The 16,808-nt window shown below is 47.5% G+C and carries 13 protein-coding genes; 3 read left to right on the forward strand and 10 right to left on the reverse strand.

From position 1 onward, the window contains the following. Positions 1-127: 127 nt before the first annotated feature. Complete coding sequence (gene adiA / locus ACJHX4_RS12360; RefSeq protein ID WP_247773296.1) at positions 128-2,395, reverse strand: arginine decarboxylase; 2,268 nt, start codon at positions 2,393-2,395, stop codon at positions 128-130. A 198-nt stretch (positions 2,396-2,593) separates the two neighbouring features. Continuing rightward, positions 2,594-3,526: a transcriptional regulator MelR gene (gene melR, locus ACJHX4_RS12365; protein WP_256286339.1), complete on the reverse strand. Its 933-nt coding sequence runs from the start codon at positions 3,524-3,526 to the stop codon at positions 2,594-2,596. A gap of 258 nt (positions 3,527-3,784) precedes the next feature. Between melR and melA the strand changes: the two genes are divergently transcribed. Continuing rightward, the gene (gene melA / locus ACJHX4_RS12370; RefSeq protein ID WP_000986617.1) at positions 3,785-5,140 is read left to right on the forward strand and encodes an alpha-galactosidase; all 1,356 of its coding nucleotides are present in this window, start codon (positions 3,785-3,787) and stop codon (positions 5,138-5,140) included. Here the strand turns inward: melA and ACJHX4_RS12375 are convergent. The 5 genes from ACJHX4_RS12375 to ACJHX4_RS12395 all read right to left on the reverse strand — a co-directional run bounded on the left by ACJHX4_RS12375 (position 5,137) and on the right by ACJHX4_RS12395 (position 11,892). Then, the gene (locus ACJHX4_RS12375; protein WP_000198736.1) at positions 5,137-5,787 is read right to left on the reverse strand and encodes a DUF2238 domain-containing protein; all 651 of its coding nucleotides are present in this window, start codon (positions 5,785-5,787) and stop codon (positions 5,137-5,139) included. The genes melA and ACJHX4_RS12375 overlap by 4 nt on opposite strands. Before the next feature lie 122 nt (positions 5,788-5,909). Continuing rightward, positions 5,910-7,556 (reverse strand): class I fumarate hydratase, encoded by a 1,647-nt coding sequence (gene fumB / locus ACJHX4_RS12380; protein ID WP_000066701.1) that lies wholly within the window; start codon positions 7,554-7,556, stop codon positions 5,910-5,912. Positions 7,557-7,633: 77 nt separating this feature from the next. Then, positions 7,634-8,974, reverse strand: coding sequence for an anaerobic C4-dicarboxylate transporter DcuB (gene dcuB / locus ACJHX4_RS12385; protein WP_000899522.1), 1,341 nt, complete (start codon positions 8,972-8,974; stop codon positions 7,634-7,636). Positions 8,975-9,544: 570 nt separating this feature from the next. Then, complete coding sequence (gene dcuR, locus ACJHX4_RS12390; protein WP_000611288.1) at positions 9,545-10,264, reverse strand: two-component system response regulator DcuR; 720 nt, start codon at positions 10,262-10,264, stop codon at positions 9,545-9,547. Next, a complete protein-coding gene (locus tag ACJHX4_RS12395) occupies positions 10,261-11,892 on the reverse strand; it encodes a sensor histidine kinase (RefSeq protein ID WP_001216462.1) in 1,632 nt (543 codons plus the stop codon). The genes dcuR and ACJHX4_RS12395 overlap by 4 nt, the downstream gene beginning before the upstream one ends. A gap of 180 nt (positions 11,893-12,072) precedes the next feature. On the opposite strand from ACJHX4_RS12395, the gene yjdI reads away from it, so the two are divergent. Both yjdI and ACJHX4_RS12405 read left to right on the forward strand, forming a co-directional pair. Continuing rightward, positions 12,073-12,303 carry a 4Fe-4S mono-cluster protein YjdI gene (gene yjdI, locus ACJHX4_RS12400; RefSeq protein WP_000371715.1) on the forward strand — a complete coding sequence of 77 codons (231 nt, stop codon included), beginning with the start codon at positions 12,073-12,075 and terminating at the stop codon, positions 12,301-12,303. Positions 12,304-12,314: 11 nt separating this feature from the next. Continuing rightward, the gene (locus ACJHX4_RS12405) at positions 12,315-12,587 is read left to right on the forward strand and encodes a GNAT family N-acetyltransferase (protein WP_000405645.1); all 273 of its coding nucleotides are present in this window, start codon (positions 12,315-12,317) and stop codon (positions 12,585-12,587) included. A gap of 109 nt (positions 12,588-12,696) precedes the next feature. Here the strand turns inward: ACJHX4_RS12405 and ACJHX4_RS12410 are convergent, their stop codons facing one another. The 3 genes from ACJHX4_RS12410 to ACJHX4_RS12420 form a co-directional block, all read right to left on the reverse strand. Next, positions 12,697-15,234, reverse strand: a complete 2,538-nt coding sequence (locus ACJHX4_RS12410; RefSeq protein ID WP_001296664.1) for a fimbria/pilus outer membrane usher protein — start codon at positions 15,232-15,234, stop codon at positions 12,697-12,699. A 32-nt stretch (positions 15,235-15,266) separates the two neighbouring features. Beyond that, entirely contained in the window at positions 15,267-15,959 is a 693-nt protein-coding gene (locus ACJHX4_RS12415; protein WP_000760483.1) for a molecular chaperone, read from the reverse strand. 64 nt (positions 15,960-16,023) lie between these two features. Next, the gene (locus ACJHX4_RS12420) at positions 16,024-16,548 is read right to left on the reverse strand and encodes a hypothetical protein (protein ID WP_000491818.1); all 525 of its coding nucleotides are present in this window, start codon (positions 16,546-16,548) and stop codon (positions 16,024-16,026) included. Positions 16,549-16,808: the final 260 nt, after the last annotated feature.

Consider the following 16,808-nt stretch of genomic DNA (forward strand, 5'->3'; position numbering starts at 1 on the left):
GGGACCGCGCAAAAAGCATGACATTTTTTGTTTGCAGCAATTTTTATGAAAACGTTGCCATACTTAAAAGGCCTCAAGCCAGGCGGCGTAATGTTATTTAACAATTACGCCTTCAGCGGAATAGTGGTTACGCTTTCACACACATAACGTGGTAAATACCGTCAATAATTTCTGTCCCTTCTGTTTCGTGTTCAAATCCAGGGAAATGATGATCCCAGGATTGCAGCGAGCGTAAATAACTTACTTGCGGACTGTTTTTATCGCCGAAGTTTTCACCAGACAGCAGCATCGGGATTCCTGGCGGATACGGGATAACTGAGTTTGCCGCGATACGTCCTGGCAGATTTTCAATGGATACCAGTTCGACATTGTTGTCGACAATCGCGTTGTACGCTTCACGCGGGGTGATTTCCGCCACCGGTAGGCCGGAATAGGCTTCATTCAACCGTGCGCCAGGGTTGTTTTCTTTCAGCCAGGCAAACATGGTGTCACCCAGATCGTGAATCCCCATGTTCGCGTAAGTGTCAGGATATTGTTCAACAAGTTCCGGCATCACCTGCGCCAGCGGTGTGTTGGCGTCATAGTGGCGTTTGAAGGAGCAAAGGGTGTTAACCAGAGTTCCCCATTTCCCACGGGTCACGCCCATAGAGAACAGGAACATAATCTGGAAGTCAGTGGTACGGGTAGGCACAATGCCGTGGCGACCAAGCCAGGCTGTGACCAGCGCCGCCGGAACACCGGTTTCTTCCAGTTCACCATCTTCACCCATTCCCGGAGCAAGGATGCTGACTTTAATCGGGTCGAGCATACTCCAGTTATCCGGAATATCTTTGAAGCCGTGCCAGCTTTCGCCCGGATGCATGACCCAGCAGTCCTGAACGGTGGTCAGCAGTTTGGTTGGTGCGTCAGCAAAGTCATAGGTTTTGCCGGTTTGTGGGTCGGTGACGACTTCTTTGTTCCACGGTTTGAAGAACCAGCTACCGTCAGCGGTGAACTCTTTATATAGCCGCGCCATCGCCTGACGGAAATCAACCGCTTCGTCGATCACTTCCTGGGTCAGTGACAGGCCGCTGTTGCCGTCCATCATCGACACCGCCACGTCGTTGGATGCGCAGATGGCATACAGCGGGGAGGTGGTGGCATGCATCATGTAGGCCTGGTTGAAGCGGGAGAAGTTAATCGCCCCACGACCTTCACGTACATGAATATAAGAGGCCTGTGACAGCGCATTCAGCAGTTTGTGGGTGGAGTGGGTGGCGAAAACGGTAGGACCGTTGTGATCGCCAGGTTCGCCGCGCATGGCATAGTGATCGGCATAGATCGGGTTGAAACGTGTATAGCCGTACCAGGCTTCGTCAAAGTGCAGACGATCGGAGGTTTTTTCCAGCAGATCCTGCGCTTCTTTAGCGTTATAACACACGCCGTCATAGGTACAGTTGGTCACCACGCAGTAAGACGGTTTTTGCCCGGCTTTGTCTTTAGTCAGCGGGCTTTCATTGATTTTCTTCTGCAAGGTTTCAGGTTGCATTTCCTGCGGATAGATTGGCCCGATAATGCCGTAGCGGTTGCGGCTTGGCACCATGTAGACCGGTTTCGCACCTGTCAGCATCAAGCCTTGTTCGATGGATTTATGGCAGTTACGGTCAACGACCACGACATCGTTATCGGTCATGCAAGCCTGCATGATGGTGCGGTTAGAGCCGGAAGTACCGACGACTACCGACCAGGAGCGATCGGCACCAAATACGCGTGCGGCATATTTTTCGCTTTCGCCAAATGCGCCAGTATGGTCAAGCAAAGAACCGAGGGAAGTGCGTTCGATGCCCATGTCGGTGCGGAACAGATTTTCACCATAGTAGTCATGGTAGAAACGTCCGGCGGGTGTTTTGGTAAAACCAACGCCGCCCTGGTGGCCTGGCGCTGCCCAGGAATATTCATGGATGTCGCTATATTTCATCAGCGCGCTGAACAGTGGCGGCAATAGCTGCTGGCGGTAGCGGGTCATCGCGGCAACGGCGCGTCCGGCGATAAAGTCGGCGGTATCTTCCAGAATCCAGGCGAATTCATCGACAAGCTCCAGCAGGTCGCGATCCATTGCGGCGAGGGCTTTTTCCCGATCGCCCAACAGGAAGACCGGCACGTTTTGTTGGCGCTCATGAAGCTTACCGATCAATTGTCTGACGTTTTGATGTTCGTCCGGATGTTCCATTTGATAGCTGAACATCAGGCAGTCAATGGCTTCGTTTGAAGAGAGAATGGCAAAACCATCATCAAAGGAGGTGGATTTAATCACGGTAACATTTTGCTGGCTTAAAGCATCTGCCAGACGCTCAACGGCGTTACCGACCCAGGTGTCTTGATGGAGAAACTCGCTTTCAACAATTAATACTTTCATCATTGCTTACCCGGTTATGAAGGAATCTTCGTTGCGGGCAAGTATCTTCCGGCCTTTTCGGGCTGTAAAGCGCGTGAAAAACAAACATTTTTGAAATATTTATTTTTATAAACAATATGTTATGTGATTATTTTAAATTATTTTCACTGCTTATTATCGACGGCTAAACTATTTTTTTGGCTGATACTGATATCGTCTTTAGCCGGGAAACGTCTGGCGGCGCTGTTGGCTAAGTTTGCGGTATTGTTGCGGCGACATGCCGACATATTTGCCGAACGTGCTGTAAAAACGGCTACTCGAACGAAAGCCTGCCGTCAGGGCAATATCGAGAATACTTTTATCGGTATCGCTCAGTAATGCGCGAACGTGGTTGATGCGCATCGCGGTTATGTACTGTTTCATCGTCAATTGCATGACCCGCTGGAATATCCCCATTGCATAGTTGGCGTTAAGTTTGACGTGCTCAGCCACATCGTTGATGGTCAGCGCCTGATCATAGTTTTCGGCAATAAAGCCCAGCATCTGGCTGACATAAAATTGCGCATGGCGCGAGACACTGTTTTTGTGTGTGCGCGAGGTTTTATTGACCAGAATCGGTTCCCAGCCAGAGAGGCTAAATCGCTTGAGCATCAGGCCAATTTCATCAATGGCGAGCTGGCGAATTTGCTCGTTCGGACTGTTTAATTCCTGCTGCCAGCGGCGCACTTCAAACGGGCTAAGTTGCTGTGTCGCCAGTGATTTGATCACCATGCCGTGAGTAACGTGGTTAATCAGGTCTTTATCCAGCGGCCAGGAGAGAAACAGATGCATCGGCAGATTAAGAATCGCCATGCTCTGACAGGTTCCGGTATCTGTTAGTTGGTGCGGTGTACAGGCCCAGAACAGCGTGATATGACCCTGATTGATATTCACTTTTTCATTGTTGATCAGGTATTCCACATCGCCATCGAAAGGCACATTCACTTCGACCTGACCATGCCAGTGGCTGGTGGGCATGATATGCGGTGCGCGAAACTCAATTTCCATCCGCTGGTATTCTGAATACAGCGACAGTGGGCTACGGGTCTGCTTTTCGTCGCTGCTGCACATAAACGTATCTGTATTCATGGATGACTCTCTTTCCTGGAATATCAGAATTATGGCAGGAGTGAGGGAGGATGACTGCGAATAGGCGCACGGTTTTATTCCTCTCCCTGGAGGTGCGAGGAGAGCGGATGAGAAGATTGGGGTCGATTATTCAGCTTTTCAGGTAATTTATTCCCATAAACTCAGATCTATTGATGTGCCACTTAGGATATGAGTTTATGGGAATGCTCAACCTGGAAGCCGGAGGTTTTCTGCAGATTCGCCTGCCATGATGAAGTCATTCAAGCAAGCCAGGAGATCTGCATGATGTCTGCACCTAAAATTACATTTATCGGCGCTGGTTCGACGATTTTCGTTAAAAATATTCTTGGTGATGTGTTCCATCGTGAGGCGCTGAAAACGGCGCATATTGCCCTGATGGATATCGATCCCACCCGCCTGGAAGAGTCACACATTGTGGTGCGCAAGTTGATGGATTCAGCAGGGGCCAGCGGCAAAATCACCTGCCACACCCAACAGAAAGAAGCCTTACAGGATGCTGATTTTGTGGTGGTGGCATTTCAGATTGGCGGTTATGAACCTTGCACGGTGACTGATTTCGAGGTCTGTAAGCGGCATGGTCTGGAACAAACCATTGCCGATACGCTGGGGCCGGGCGGCATTATGCGTGCGCTACGTACCATTCCGCACCTGTGGCAGATTTGCGAGGACATGACGGAAGTCTGCCCCGATGCCACCATGCTCAACTACGTTAACCCAATGGCGATGAATACCTGGGCGATGTATGCACGCTATCCGCATATCAAGCAGGTAGGGCTGTGCCATTCGGTGCAGGGAACGGCGGAAGAGCTGGCGCGTGACCTCAATATCGATCCGGCTACGCTGCGTTACCGTTGCGCAGGTATCAACCATATGGCGTTTTACCTGGAACTGGAGCGTAAAACCGCAGACGGTAGCTACGTGAATCTCTATCCTGAATTGCTGGCGGCTTATGAAGCAGGGCAGGCACCGAAGCCAAATATTCATGGTAATACTCGCTGCCAGAATATTGTGCGTTACGAAATGTTCAAAAAGCTGGGCTACTTCGTCACAGAATCGTCAGAACATTTTGCTGAGTACACACCGTGGTTTATTAAGCCAGGTCGTGAGGATTTGATTGAGCGTTATAAAGTACCGCTGGATGAGTACCCGAAACGCTGCGTCGAGCAGCTGGCGAACTGGCATAAAGAGCTGGAGGATTATAAAAACGCCTCCCGGATTGATATTAAACCGTCACGGGAATATGCCAGCACAATCATGAACGCTATCTGGACTGGCGAGCCGAGTGTGATTTATGGCAATGTCCGTAACGATGGTTTGATTGATAACCTGCCACAAGGATGTTGCGTGGAAGTGGCCTGTCTGGTTGATGCTAATGGCATTCAGCCGACCAAAGCCGGTACGCTACCTTCGCATCTGGCCGCCCTGATGCAAACCAACATCAACGTACAGACGCTGCTGACAGAAGCTATTCTTACGGAAAATCGCGACCGTGTTTACCACGCCGCGATGATGGACCCGCATACTGCCGCCGTGCTGGGCATTGACGAAATATATGCTCTTGTTGACGACCTGATTGCCGCCCACGGCGACTGGCTGCCAGGCTGGTTGCACCGTTAAGGGGTAATCGCTTCCGGCGCTCTGGTGATTAAGCCAAAGCGCCGTAGCTGGCGGCAATGAAAGCGAGCGAGGAATATCACCGTCGTTAATGCGCCAAGCAGCGCGCAGAACATATCGGATTGCGTGTCCCACTGGTCGCCCTGGGTGCCGAGAAAATCATCAGCTCCCTGGCCCATTGCCAGCGCTGCCAACCACTCGATTAATTCATACATCGCGCTTATCGCCAGCGCCACGCAGCAGACCAGAAACGCCACCATCTTACGTCCGCGAACGTACATCCCGCGTACAAGGATCTCTCGTGCCACCAGTGCAGGCACCAGCCCCTGGAAAAAATGTCCCAGTTTGTCATACGGATTACGGCTCAACCCCAGCCATTCCTGCACCTCAAAACCAACGGGGACTTTCGCGTAGGTGTATTGCCCGCCGACCATCAGGATGATGGCGTGAAAGAAAATGAGCGTATAAAGCAGCGGCGTTAACGGATAACGTTTAGCGGTGGCAAGCAGTAGCGGCACGACAATAATCACCGGTGTCACTTCCATCAGCCAGGTGAGTTTGTCATGGGCCGAAATGCCGGTATAAATCAGGATTAACGTTAGCGCCAGTGCGCCAGTGTTAAGAATTAACGGCTTGAGTGTGCGGGTCATGGTGAGTTCGCAAGTCAGGGAAAATACTGACTATTCACCAGCAAGCGTGAAATTACAATCGCAAAAGAGGTGGCCCAGGGGGATCACCTGGCAGCATGCTGCCAGGCGCTGGGCCGAAGAGGTTACTTAGTGCAGTTCGCGCACTGTTTGTTGACGATCTGCTGGAAGAAGTCGTTACCTTTGTCATCGACCAGGATAAACGCCGGGAAATCTTCTACTTCGATTTTCCAGATAGCTTCCATACCCAGCTCCGGATAAGCGACGCATTCCAGATGCTTGATGCTCTGCTGCGCCAGTACTGCCGCCGGACCGCCGATACTACCGAGGTAGAAGCCGCCGTGTTTATGGCACGCGTCGGTAACCTGCTGACTGCGGTTACCTTTCGCCAGCATGATCATGCTGCCGCCGTGGGATTGCAGCAGATCCACGTAGGAGTCCATACGACCTGCGGTGGTTGGGCCAAGTGAACCTGATGGATAACCGGCAGGCGTTTTCGCCGGACCCGCGTAGTAGATCGGGTGATCTTTGATGTACTGCGGCAGTTCTTTACCGGCGTCAATCAGCTCTTTCAGCTTGGCGTGTGCAATATCGCGACCCACGATAATGGTGCCGGTGAGCGACAAGCGGGTGGATACCGGGTATTGCGAAAGCTGGGCAAGGATCTCTTTCATCGGGCGGTTAAGGTCGACTTTCACTGCTTCGCCTTCACCTGCCTGACGCAGTTCTTGTGGAATGTACTGGCCTGGGTTGTGTTCCAGTTTTTCGATCCAGATACCTTCGCGGTTGATTTTCGCTTTAATGTTACGGTCAGCGGAGCAGGAGACTCCCATGCCTACCGGGCAGGATGCGCCGTGACGTGGCAGACGGATAACGCGGATGTCGTGCGCGAAGTATTTACCGCCAAACTGCGCGCCAAGACCGAGTTTCTGTGCCTCTTCCAGCAGTTCCTGTTCCAGCTGGATATCGCGGAACGCCTGACCATGTTCGTTCCCTTCCGTCGGCAGTTCATCGTAATAGTGAGCGCTTGCTAACTTGACGGTTTTCAGGTTGGTTTCCGCAGACGTACCGCCAATCACAAACGCGATATGGTACGGCGGGCAGGCTGCAGTACCGAGGGTACGCATTTTCTCGACGAGGAAGTTTTTCAGTTTGCCGGGCGTCAGCAGGGCTTTGGTTTCCTGGTAGAGATACGTTTTGTTGGCAGAGCCGCCGCCTTTAGCGACACAGAGGAATTTGTACTCATCGCCATCTACCGCGTACAGGTCGATTTGCGCAGGCAGGTTCGTGCCGGTGTTGACCTCTTTATACATGTCCAGCGGCGCGTTCTGTGAATAGCGCAGGTTATCTTCGATATAGGTGTTATAGACGCCTTTCGACAGTGCTTCTTCATCACCGCCACCGGTCCACACGCGCTGACCTTTTTTACCGACGATGATCGCGGTGCCGGTATCCTGGCAGGTCGGCAGCACGCCTTTGGCGGCGATTTCGGAGTTTCTTAAGAATTGCAGCGCCACGTACTTGTCGTTTTCGCTGGCTTCTGGATCGTGAAGAATAGCCGCAACCTGTTTCTGGTGTGCCGGGCGGAGCATGAAAGAAGCATCGTGAAAGGCTTGCTGCGCCAGCAGGGTCAGGGCTTCTGGTTCCACTTTCAGGATGGTTTCGCCGTCGAAGTCGGCAACGCTAACGTAATCGGAAGTGAGTAGATAATATTCGGTATTGTCTTTCCCCATCGGGAAAGGTGCCTGGTAGATAAAGGGTTTGTTTGACATAGCTTCCAGCCTGTAACTCTGTATTTGTTATTCGAAAATGGCGTGCCGCGTAGTTACGGGCGGCACGCAAAGTGCATTTATAAGAACCCGTACATCGCGGCGAAGATCCAGCCGAAGACGCACGATACGCTCACACCAATCAACCCCGGCAGAATAAAGCTGTGGTTGATGACGAAGCGACCGATGTGGGTGGTGCCGGAACGGTCAAACTGAATCGCTGCCAGATCGCTCGGATAAGTCGGCAGGATGTAATAACCGTAGCAAGCCGGTGCTGAAGCCACGATGTATGCCGGATCAACGCCGATCGCCAGCGCGACCGGAACAATCGCCGCCAGCGCCGCAGCCTGAGAGTTTACAAACTTGGAAACCAGCAGCAGAACAATGGCATAGGCCCACGGATACTCTTTCACCATTTCACCCAGTACGCCCTGAATTTCAGACATATGCGCACCGAACATGGTTTCAGCCATCCATGCGATACCGTACACCGCCACGATGGCGATCATACCGGAACGGAAGACTTCGTTTTTTGAGATAGACGCGGGATTGGTTTTGGTCAGGATAATAATCAGCGCCCCGGTCAGCAGCATAAACATCTGAATAACCAGTACCATCGACAGCGGTTTGCCGCCGAAGGATGGACGCAGGTCCGAATCAGCACCAAGAAGGGCGACTACAGCGATTGCCCCGAGGAAGATCCACATTGCCAGCCAGTTGCTTTTCGGCAGTTTTTTATCCAGCAGCGTCGCGGTATCACCGTAAACATACTCACGGTTTTCCGGTACGGAGATGAATTTCTGGAACTCTTCGTCTTTATCCAGATCTTTACCGCGGAACCAGCTGAAGATACCGATCGCCAGGATACCGATTAACGTCGATGGAATGGTGATTGCCAGCAGGTCGAGGAACTCAAGATGGCGACCATCAAAGGTGACATTACCCAGCATCGCAACCAGAGATACGACCGCAACCGACACCGGACTGGCGATAATCCCCATCTGTGCACCGATAGAACTTGCCGCCATCGGACGTTCCGGACGGATGTTGTTCTTAATAGCAACGTCGTAGATGATCGGCAGAATGGTGTAAACCACATGACCCGTACCGCAAAGAATGGTCAGCGTACAGGTCACAAACGGCGCGACAATTGAGACATATTTCGGGTTGCGACGCAGCAGCTTCTCGGCAATTTGCAGCATGACATCAAGACCGCCCGAAGCTTGCAAGGTCGCCGATGCCGCCACCACCGCAATGATAACCAGCATGACATCAACCGGTGGTTTACCTGGCTGAAGGTGGAAGACGAAGACCAGAATGACCAGACCGATACCGCCTAATAAACCCAGCGCGATACCACCCTTTCTGGCACCATAAAACAGACATATCAGTATTATGATAAGTTGGATAGTAAATAACATGTGTGAACCCTCGCGATAATCCTATTTAAATTTTTGCTGAATAGATCACAGTCACGTTCTGTTTTGTATGAACTGTTTTCAGAGCCTGACTAAATATCCGTTTGGTCGTTACCGGCTTGAGCAAATACCTCACAGTGAATATTGGCTGATTAAAGCAGCGGCAAATTTATGCACTGTGATAAGCGGCTTTTTCAGAGAGAAAGACTCTCTGGCGATGGGTTTATAGTTTGTACAGCGCAGATGTTAATGTTTTGTTTGCTGTTATCTTATTGATATTTATCGGTCTGTTTTTTGTTCTCAGGGCAGGTATTATTAGGTTTATAGATTAATCTGATCTACCCATTTGTGGGTAAAAATACACATAATGTGGGTGACATAATAGTTAATTAACTTTTGTTAGCGTTTTGAAATTAAAAACACCGTTCATCTGAAGAGATATTAATTTTTAGCGATGATGGAGGGATAATTATATTTGATCTGGCACAAGTTTTACTGATGAACGATGTAACTTGTGCCAGGGGTATTTTGCATTACGGTAATAATTATTACTTACAGATAACCAGCGATCCGTTATTGGCAATATTGTTTCAGTAGTGAGTAGTGTTCTGCCTGAATACGGTAACGGTAAACCGGACGCCCCGTGACGCCATAATGGATACTGGTGAACAAGATGTGGCAGTTGACCAGCCAGATAAGGTATTTACGGCAGGAAACACGCGAGATGTTAACCTCGTTAGCCAGCTCGTCGGTTGAAAACTCATAGTCCTGATGCGCGTCAATCCACTGGCACAGCGTGCGTAACGTCTGCGGCGTTAAGCCTTTTGGCAAGCGACGAGGATCCTGCTCGTTGGAGCTGCTGCCGTGGATTAGCTGATCAAGCTCGGCCTGGTCATAATACTGATGTTTTTCCAGCGCCATTTTCTTTTGCCGCCAGCCGGTGAGCGCCTCTTCAAAGCGGGAAGCCTGGAAGGGTTTGATCAGGTAATCCACAACACCGTAATGCAGCGAATCTTTGATGGTTGCTGCATCGGCAGCGGAGGAGATGACAATCACATCACTTTTGCAACGCGCGTTATGCAGGACAGGCAGTAAATCGAGCCCGTTCTCTTTTTGCATATAGATATCTAGCAATATCAGGTCGATAGGCGTATCGCTATTGAAGATAATCTCTTTGGCTTTCTCCAGCGTCGAAGCCGTTCCACAGCATTGAAAGCCCGGGATTTGTGCCACGTATCGGCGATTCAGCTCCGCGACCATTGCGTCGTCATCGATAATTAATACATTGATCATCTGTTCGACCTCTCCCCGTCCCAGGGTATCTGGACAAAAAATTGTGTGAAAATCCCGGGTTCCGATTCCACGGCGATGCTGCCGCCGAGATTTTCTACCTGTTGTTTGACAAGTGCTAAACCGACGCCTCGCTCGCTTCCTTTTGTCGAGACACCTTTGTCAAAAATGTGATCGATTTTGTCGGGTGCGATCCCCGGTCCATCATCGTTAACTTCGCAGTGCAGCCAGCCGTGACGGTAGTGCAATGTTACGCTAATTTCGCCACCGGGTTCCGGTCCTAATGCCTCCAGCGCGTTTTCTATCAGATTTCCCAACGTGGTAATCAGCGTCGCGACCTGATCCTCACTACCGCTGTCTGGCAGCTGGCTTTCACTGTTTAAAATCAGCGTATGGCCTAAATCGGTCGCGCGGTTAATCTTGCTGATTAAAAAACCAGCGATAACCGGAGATTTGATCTTACCCAGCAGAGAGCCAATCTCTTCCTGATAGTTATTGGCTGTTTTGAGAATGTAATCTTCCAACTGCTTATAACTCTTCAGATGCAATAATCCGAGAATCACATGCAATTTATTCATAAATTCGTGGGATCGTTCACGAAGTGCGTCAGCATAGTTGACCAGACCGTCGAGTCGCTGCATCAGTTTACGTACTTCAGTTTTGTCCCTGAAGGTTGAAATGGCACCGATGATAACGCCATTACTGCGCACCGGAACGGTGTTGATCAGTAATAGTCGGTCTTTAATCGTAATCTCTTCGTCGCGGCGTGGGGTTCCGTCGCGTAACACTTCCGAGACATCTACCACTTGTGACCACGAGTGGCTTAGCGTCGACAGTTTCTCATCGTCCTGCGACTTACGGTAATTCAGCAATTCTTGTGCGGCATCGTTGATCAGGGTGACCTCGCCGCGATCGTCCACGGCAACGACGCCTTCTTTGATGGACTGCAACATGGCCTGGCGTTGCTCAAACAGTGTGGAGATTTCGTAGGGTTCCAGGCCGAAAAGGATTTTTTTCAGTACTTTAACCAGAATGCATGTGCCGATCAGTCCGACCAGCATGCCAAATAGTACCGACCAGATAATGCTCCAGCGACTGTCATTGATCTGTTGGGTCACGCGGCTTAACTCAAGGCCGATCGCCACTACGCCAATTTGTTTATGATTTTCATCGTAGATGGGGGTAAATACGCGTAAAGCCTGCGCCAGAAAACCGCGATTGATAGCGACATTTTCTTCGCCATTCAGCGCTTTAAGGATGTCATCACCTTTAAATGGCTGACCAATACGCTGGGCTTCAGGATGCGAGTAGCGAAGACTTTGCATATCGGTAACGACAATAAACAGCAGATCGTTGCGTTTGCGCACGGCTTCCGCGATGGCCTGGATTCCACTCTCCTGCGCTTTTTTCTGCAAGCCCTGACGGATTTCCGGCGAGTCGGCGAGGGTACGCGCTACTGCCAGTGCCTTGTTAGCTAGCCCGTCTCGCGTCATATCACTGATTTGCGAGAAGTAAATCAGATGCACCACCAATAGCACCGAGAACAGTACCGCGCTGACCATTAAGATCACTGTGGTACTCAATTTCATCGGACGTTTGCGTAACATACGGTAGGGCAATGAATGTCTCATCAGCTTCCTTGTGTGACAAATTTCTTAAGCATTATCTCTGATGAGGCGGGTAATTCAAAGGGAGTAAGAATGATTGGCTATATAGGGGAAGAGACTCTGGCAACGGAAACTGCCAGTGCTGTATGAAGATTCCGGGGCTATGCTTATAGTGAAAACCATACTGATGAGAGAGGGAAGGTCATGGATCAGGCGCTACTGGACGGGGGTTATCGCTGTTATACCGGCGAAAATATCGATGTCTATTTTAACACTGCGATATGTCAGCATTCTGGCAATTGCGTACGTGGCAACGGCAAGTTATTTAATCTCAAACGAAAGCCGTGGATCATGCCGGATGAAGTCGACGTCACCACTGTGGTGAAAGTGATTGATACGTGCCCAAGCGGCGCGCTGAAATACCGTCATAAATAAGCGAGGGTAAAATGGAAATACGCGAAGGCCACAATAAATTTTACATTAATGACGAACAGGGCAAGCAAATCGCTGAAATTGTCTTTGTGCCGACCGGAGAGAATTTAGCGATTATCGAACATACCGATGTCGATGAAAGCCTGAAAGGACAAGGGATCGGTAAACAGCTGGTTGCGAAAGTCGTGGAAAAAATGCGTCGGGAAAAACGAAAAATTATCCCACTATGCCCATTTGCGAAACACGAATTTGATAAAATACGGGAGTATGATGATATTCGCAGTTGAAAAGATGATTTGTGTCCGCCGGAAGTAATACAAATCTGGAATGATGTTGTTAATATGTTAGATGAAAATAACCCCGCATATGCAGGGTTATTAATCTAAGAACTACCGACTATTGGCATTGTAAAGTTAATTCACTGAATTTCGCTTTTTTATTTTGCAATTTGTAATTTGTTTTACACTTTTGAGAAGCCTCCTCACCCCATTGTGCAATAAGTGTATCCTCTTCAGGTAACCCTGACATATACACCTGTCCTTGATCAGCAACAATACTGCTGTTAATGCTATTTTCAGAATCTAATGTCACCACACTACCAAACGGTACGGGCTCACCATTCTTCTGTATCAAGGTAATTATTGCCTTATTACCGACATTGACTTTAAATGGAGCGGAAACTAAAGCTCCTCGAGAAGGGATGACAGTAACATCTGTATTTAGCAGCTCAACATTATCCTTAACACTATTAACATCAAGTGAAATTTGATTTCGGTTATAGGGATTCAAATATGGGACCACGGCATATCCACGCCAGTCCGTATAAATACCTGACCCGTTCAATACTTTTACGCTGGCGGCATCACGAGCCTGAACCAGAGCACTGGCACTGTCCAGACTTAATGGCTGGGATAAGGTTAATCCATGTGGATGCAACGTAATACCACCGCTAATTCCGTATGTCCATTGACTGGATTCTTTTTGCCAGGCATAGCCGCCGTTCATTTGTGCATAAGGTCCACGATAGTTAAGGTTAATGTTACCTGACTCTCCTCTGTTTTGATTCTGCCAGCCTTGCGCCACGGCATAGTTAAACTCACCATCCTGTGAGGAGCCGTTTAATCCAACCTGCTGTTGCACCTGACCATTATTCGTAATGGTATTCGTGGTTAAGAACAGGTTATTTCCATTCAGCAATGAGTTGAGCGGTACAGACACAGATAAAAACAGCGATTTATCAGCCTCGTGGTAATACGGGCTTTTATTATACCCGAGCGATAGCATTGCCGAGATATAGCGGAATGGCAGCGAGTAACTCGCAGATAAGTTATATCCATCAGCGGTATCCCAGTACTGATCTTTACTTGCTGAGAGGTAGAGTTGTCCCCAATCCTGAAGATCTTGACTTATCGTTGTTGATATACGCGAACGTTGATGATAACTGTTTATATTTTTCTCATCAACGAATCCACTCTGAATTTGTTGTAACTCATCAAAATCGTAGTAACCGCGTGTGGCATAACGATAGCCGGTAATATTCAATGTCGTATTCGTCTCACCAAAACCACGCGAATACATAAAGCGGTAAGACTGTCCTTGCTGTTTTCCGAAAGACTTATAATTCTGCGAAAATTGTGAGCGAGCATGAGTGACATCCAGGGAGAACGCTCCAAAAAAATCTGAGTATTTACCCAGGCCAAGCAGAACTGCTGCATAGTTGTCTGCTTTGATACCACCACCATAAAATGTATATTCATAAGGTAATCCGATTGCTGCTGAAGACTGAACAAACTGAGGCTCAGACACACTATTATTCAAAGTAGAACTTGAGCGATATTTCCCGAATGCCAGGTTATAGCGTAAGCGCCCCTGACGTTGCAGAATCGGTAAAACGGCCGTCGCCTGAGTAAAATGGCGAATAGTGCCATCTGCCTCACGGATTTCCACCTCCAGGTCACCGGTGAATATTTGGTTAAAATCGCGTAATTCAAACGGTCCAGGTGGGACGTTCTTTTGATAAATGACAACTCCGTTTTGCTTGACGGATACCTGTGCTTGAGAATAAGCAATGCCACGGACAACAGGACTATATTGGCTGAGTTCTGGGGCAATCATGCCATCATCAGATGAAAACTGTGCTCCTTCAAAAGGAAAACTGTCAAATATCGCACCATCCGTTGAGGTTTGCCCTACAGTAAATTGCCCTCCCTGCAGGAAAGAATAATCATGCTGTAGATAAACACTAACGGGTTGCCAGTGGCTCTCTTTATTATATGAGTTTGTTGACCAGTTACCGTTATGGCGAAGGCGCCATCCACCAAGGTTCAGAGAACTGTCCAGAGATAAAAACTGACTACGGCTACCGTAGCCATTATTATTTTGCTTAATTCCGTTAAATAGATAGTTAACCATTAGCGCTGGCATACCTTCATCCCAGAGATGGGGCGGAGTACTTAACCAATCCTGAGGTTTGAGGTAGCTTTGTGGTATATTCAATATTAGCTTTTGGTTGTTCGCATCGAATTTCTCTGTTGCGCCCTGAATAATATATGCAATATTTTGCTGGTAAGCCGATGGGGAAGATACGGAGAGCTTATTTGTATCAATTCCCCAACGTTCCAACTGTTGAGGCGTCAGTCTGGCGTTCAGCTTGTTGTCCTGCGCGAAAAAATCTATCTTAATCTGACGGTCAACTAATTCCCCATTCATAACTACATCAACAGTATATTCCCCTGGAGCTGCACCGCTTGCGTTTGCAAAATAATTGAGATCGATATTTTTGGCATTATCACCATCAGATAATTGCAAAAAATCGGGGTTAAATGAGAACCTATGACTATTGTCAGGTGAGGGAGATACGGCAGCGCAACTGAATACCGGACATATGATGGTGATCCTTAACAATAATAAGGATTTTTTTAATGAACCTTTCAAATTGTCCCCCGATAAAGATGATTAAATAAATGTTAAAGTTTAATGTTTTGAATCGGCGTTTCTCCGCCGTAATCATTTATCGTAGAATAACTAATTGTTTTAGCATTTTTTTCCGGGATGATTAATGTTGAAAATGGTGAAACCATAAAATCCTTTATAGATGTAATATTTTTCCCATTAATCTTTACATCGTTCATGGTAATATAGTATGGGCTAGGGTTTGAGACAGTTAATGTTTCTTTTGAAGATGTTATTTTTAAGTTTTTATAAGCATCAGAAACTTGGTTTTTGTTGTTTATCTTATGTGGGCGATATATTAATTTTATCCTTGTGTTGATGGCAAATTGAACAGCATTGTTACTATCCTTTTCGTCATTTGTGATTGGAGGAATAGCCATAACATTGATATGGAATATGCTCTCCCTGTCGTTAGGAAAATTTTCTTTTAATTTGTCAATCTTAAATTGAAAGCTTTCATTTGCTGAAATTTTATATAACGGCGGCGTTATTATGAAATTATCATTTTTATTTTTAGAATTATAATCAGACACCCATGCTCGCAATAGCCAGTTTTTATCTGTGTTATTATTGAACTTTACTTTAGTACTTAAGTCATTACTATCAAATATAACTCTGGTAGTATCAAGATAAATACCACCAGTCTCAGCTAGCGAAATATGAGAAAAAAATATGAAAGATAATATTGTAATATTGTATTTTTTCATTTTATATTGTCACATTAAAGAATGCTGAATATACAGGCATGAGTAATCATGCCTGTTAAATATATTAGTTATAAGTTGCAGTCAAAGTGTATTGCGCACTCCATGCACCAGTATGATTTTTATTGTAGTTATTTGATATTTTAATCATTTGCAACTCGATTGGATATGTACCATTAGCAAGTTCGATTGGTGCATTATAAGAAGATACACCTTTATCACCGACTTTCATCCAAAGCGCAAAATCCTTTTGTTGATTACCGGTAGCCTCGTTTAGAGCAGGATAAACATAGCCATTAGACTGGAAATTAGTAGTTGCTACCGTTAGTGATGCAGGAGTGGTACAATCGGTAACACTAATCCCCTGATCTGCGGTTACACTTTTTATTTTCTGGTACGCTTTTGCAGCATTTACCTCTTGATTCGTTACTGTGCCAAAAGATGCTGTTGCATTAGGCAGGGTAACACTGCAAGTCGCGGCATTAAAAGAACCAGTAGCGGAGACAGAACCACTGCTTGTCTGGGCCATTGCGGTACCAGAAATAAGCAGAGCCGAAATAGCTGCGATGGTGATTTTATTCTTAGAAAACATTTTCAACCTCAATCTTGATTTTCTTAAATTTTTCCTATGTGTATAGTGATGGGCAAAGAGATGTGAGAATAAAACTTTCAAAAATTAGCAACACATCCCAATGCCTCTTTTCTATTCTTCAAAAAAAAAAGATTAATTCAAGTCATAAAAATACAACCATTTGATACTTATTTGTACATGACGGGATTTTTGCTGAATTGTCATTCCTTAAGTACAAAATAGCAATTCTAAAAAATAGAATATTTTGATAATAAACAATA

Source organism: Escherichia sp. WS2035, assembly GCF_046487065.1.
Taxonomy (GTDB): Bacteria; Pseudomonadota; Gammaproteobacteria; order Enterobacterales; family Enterobacteriaceae; genus Escherichia; species Escherichia coli.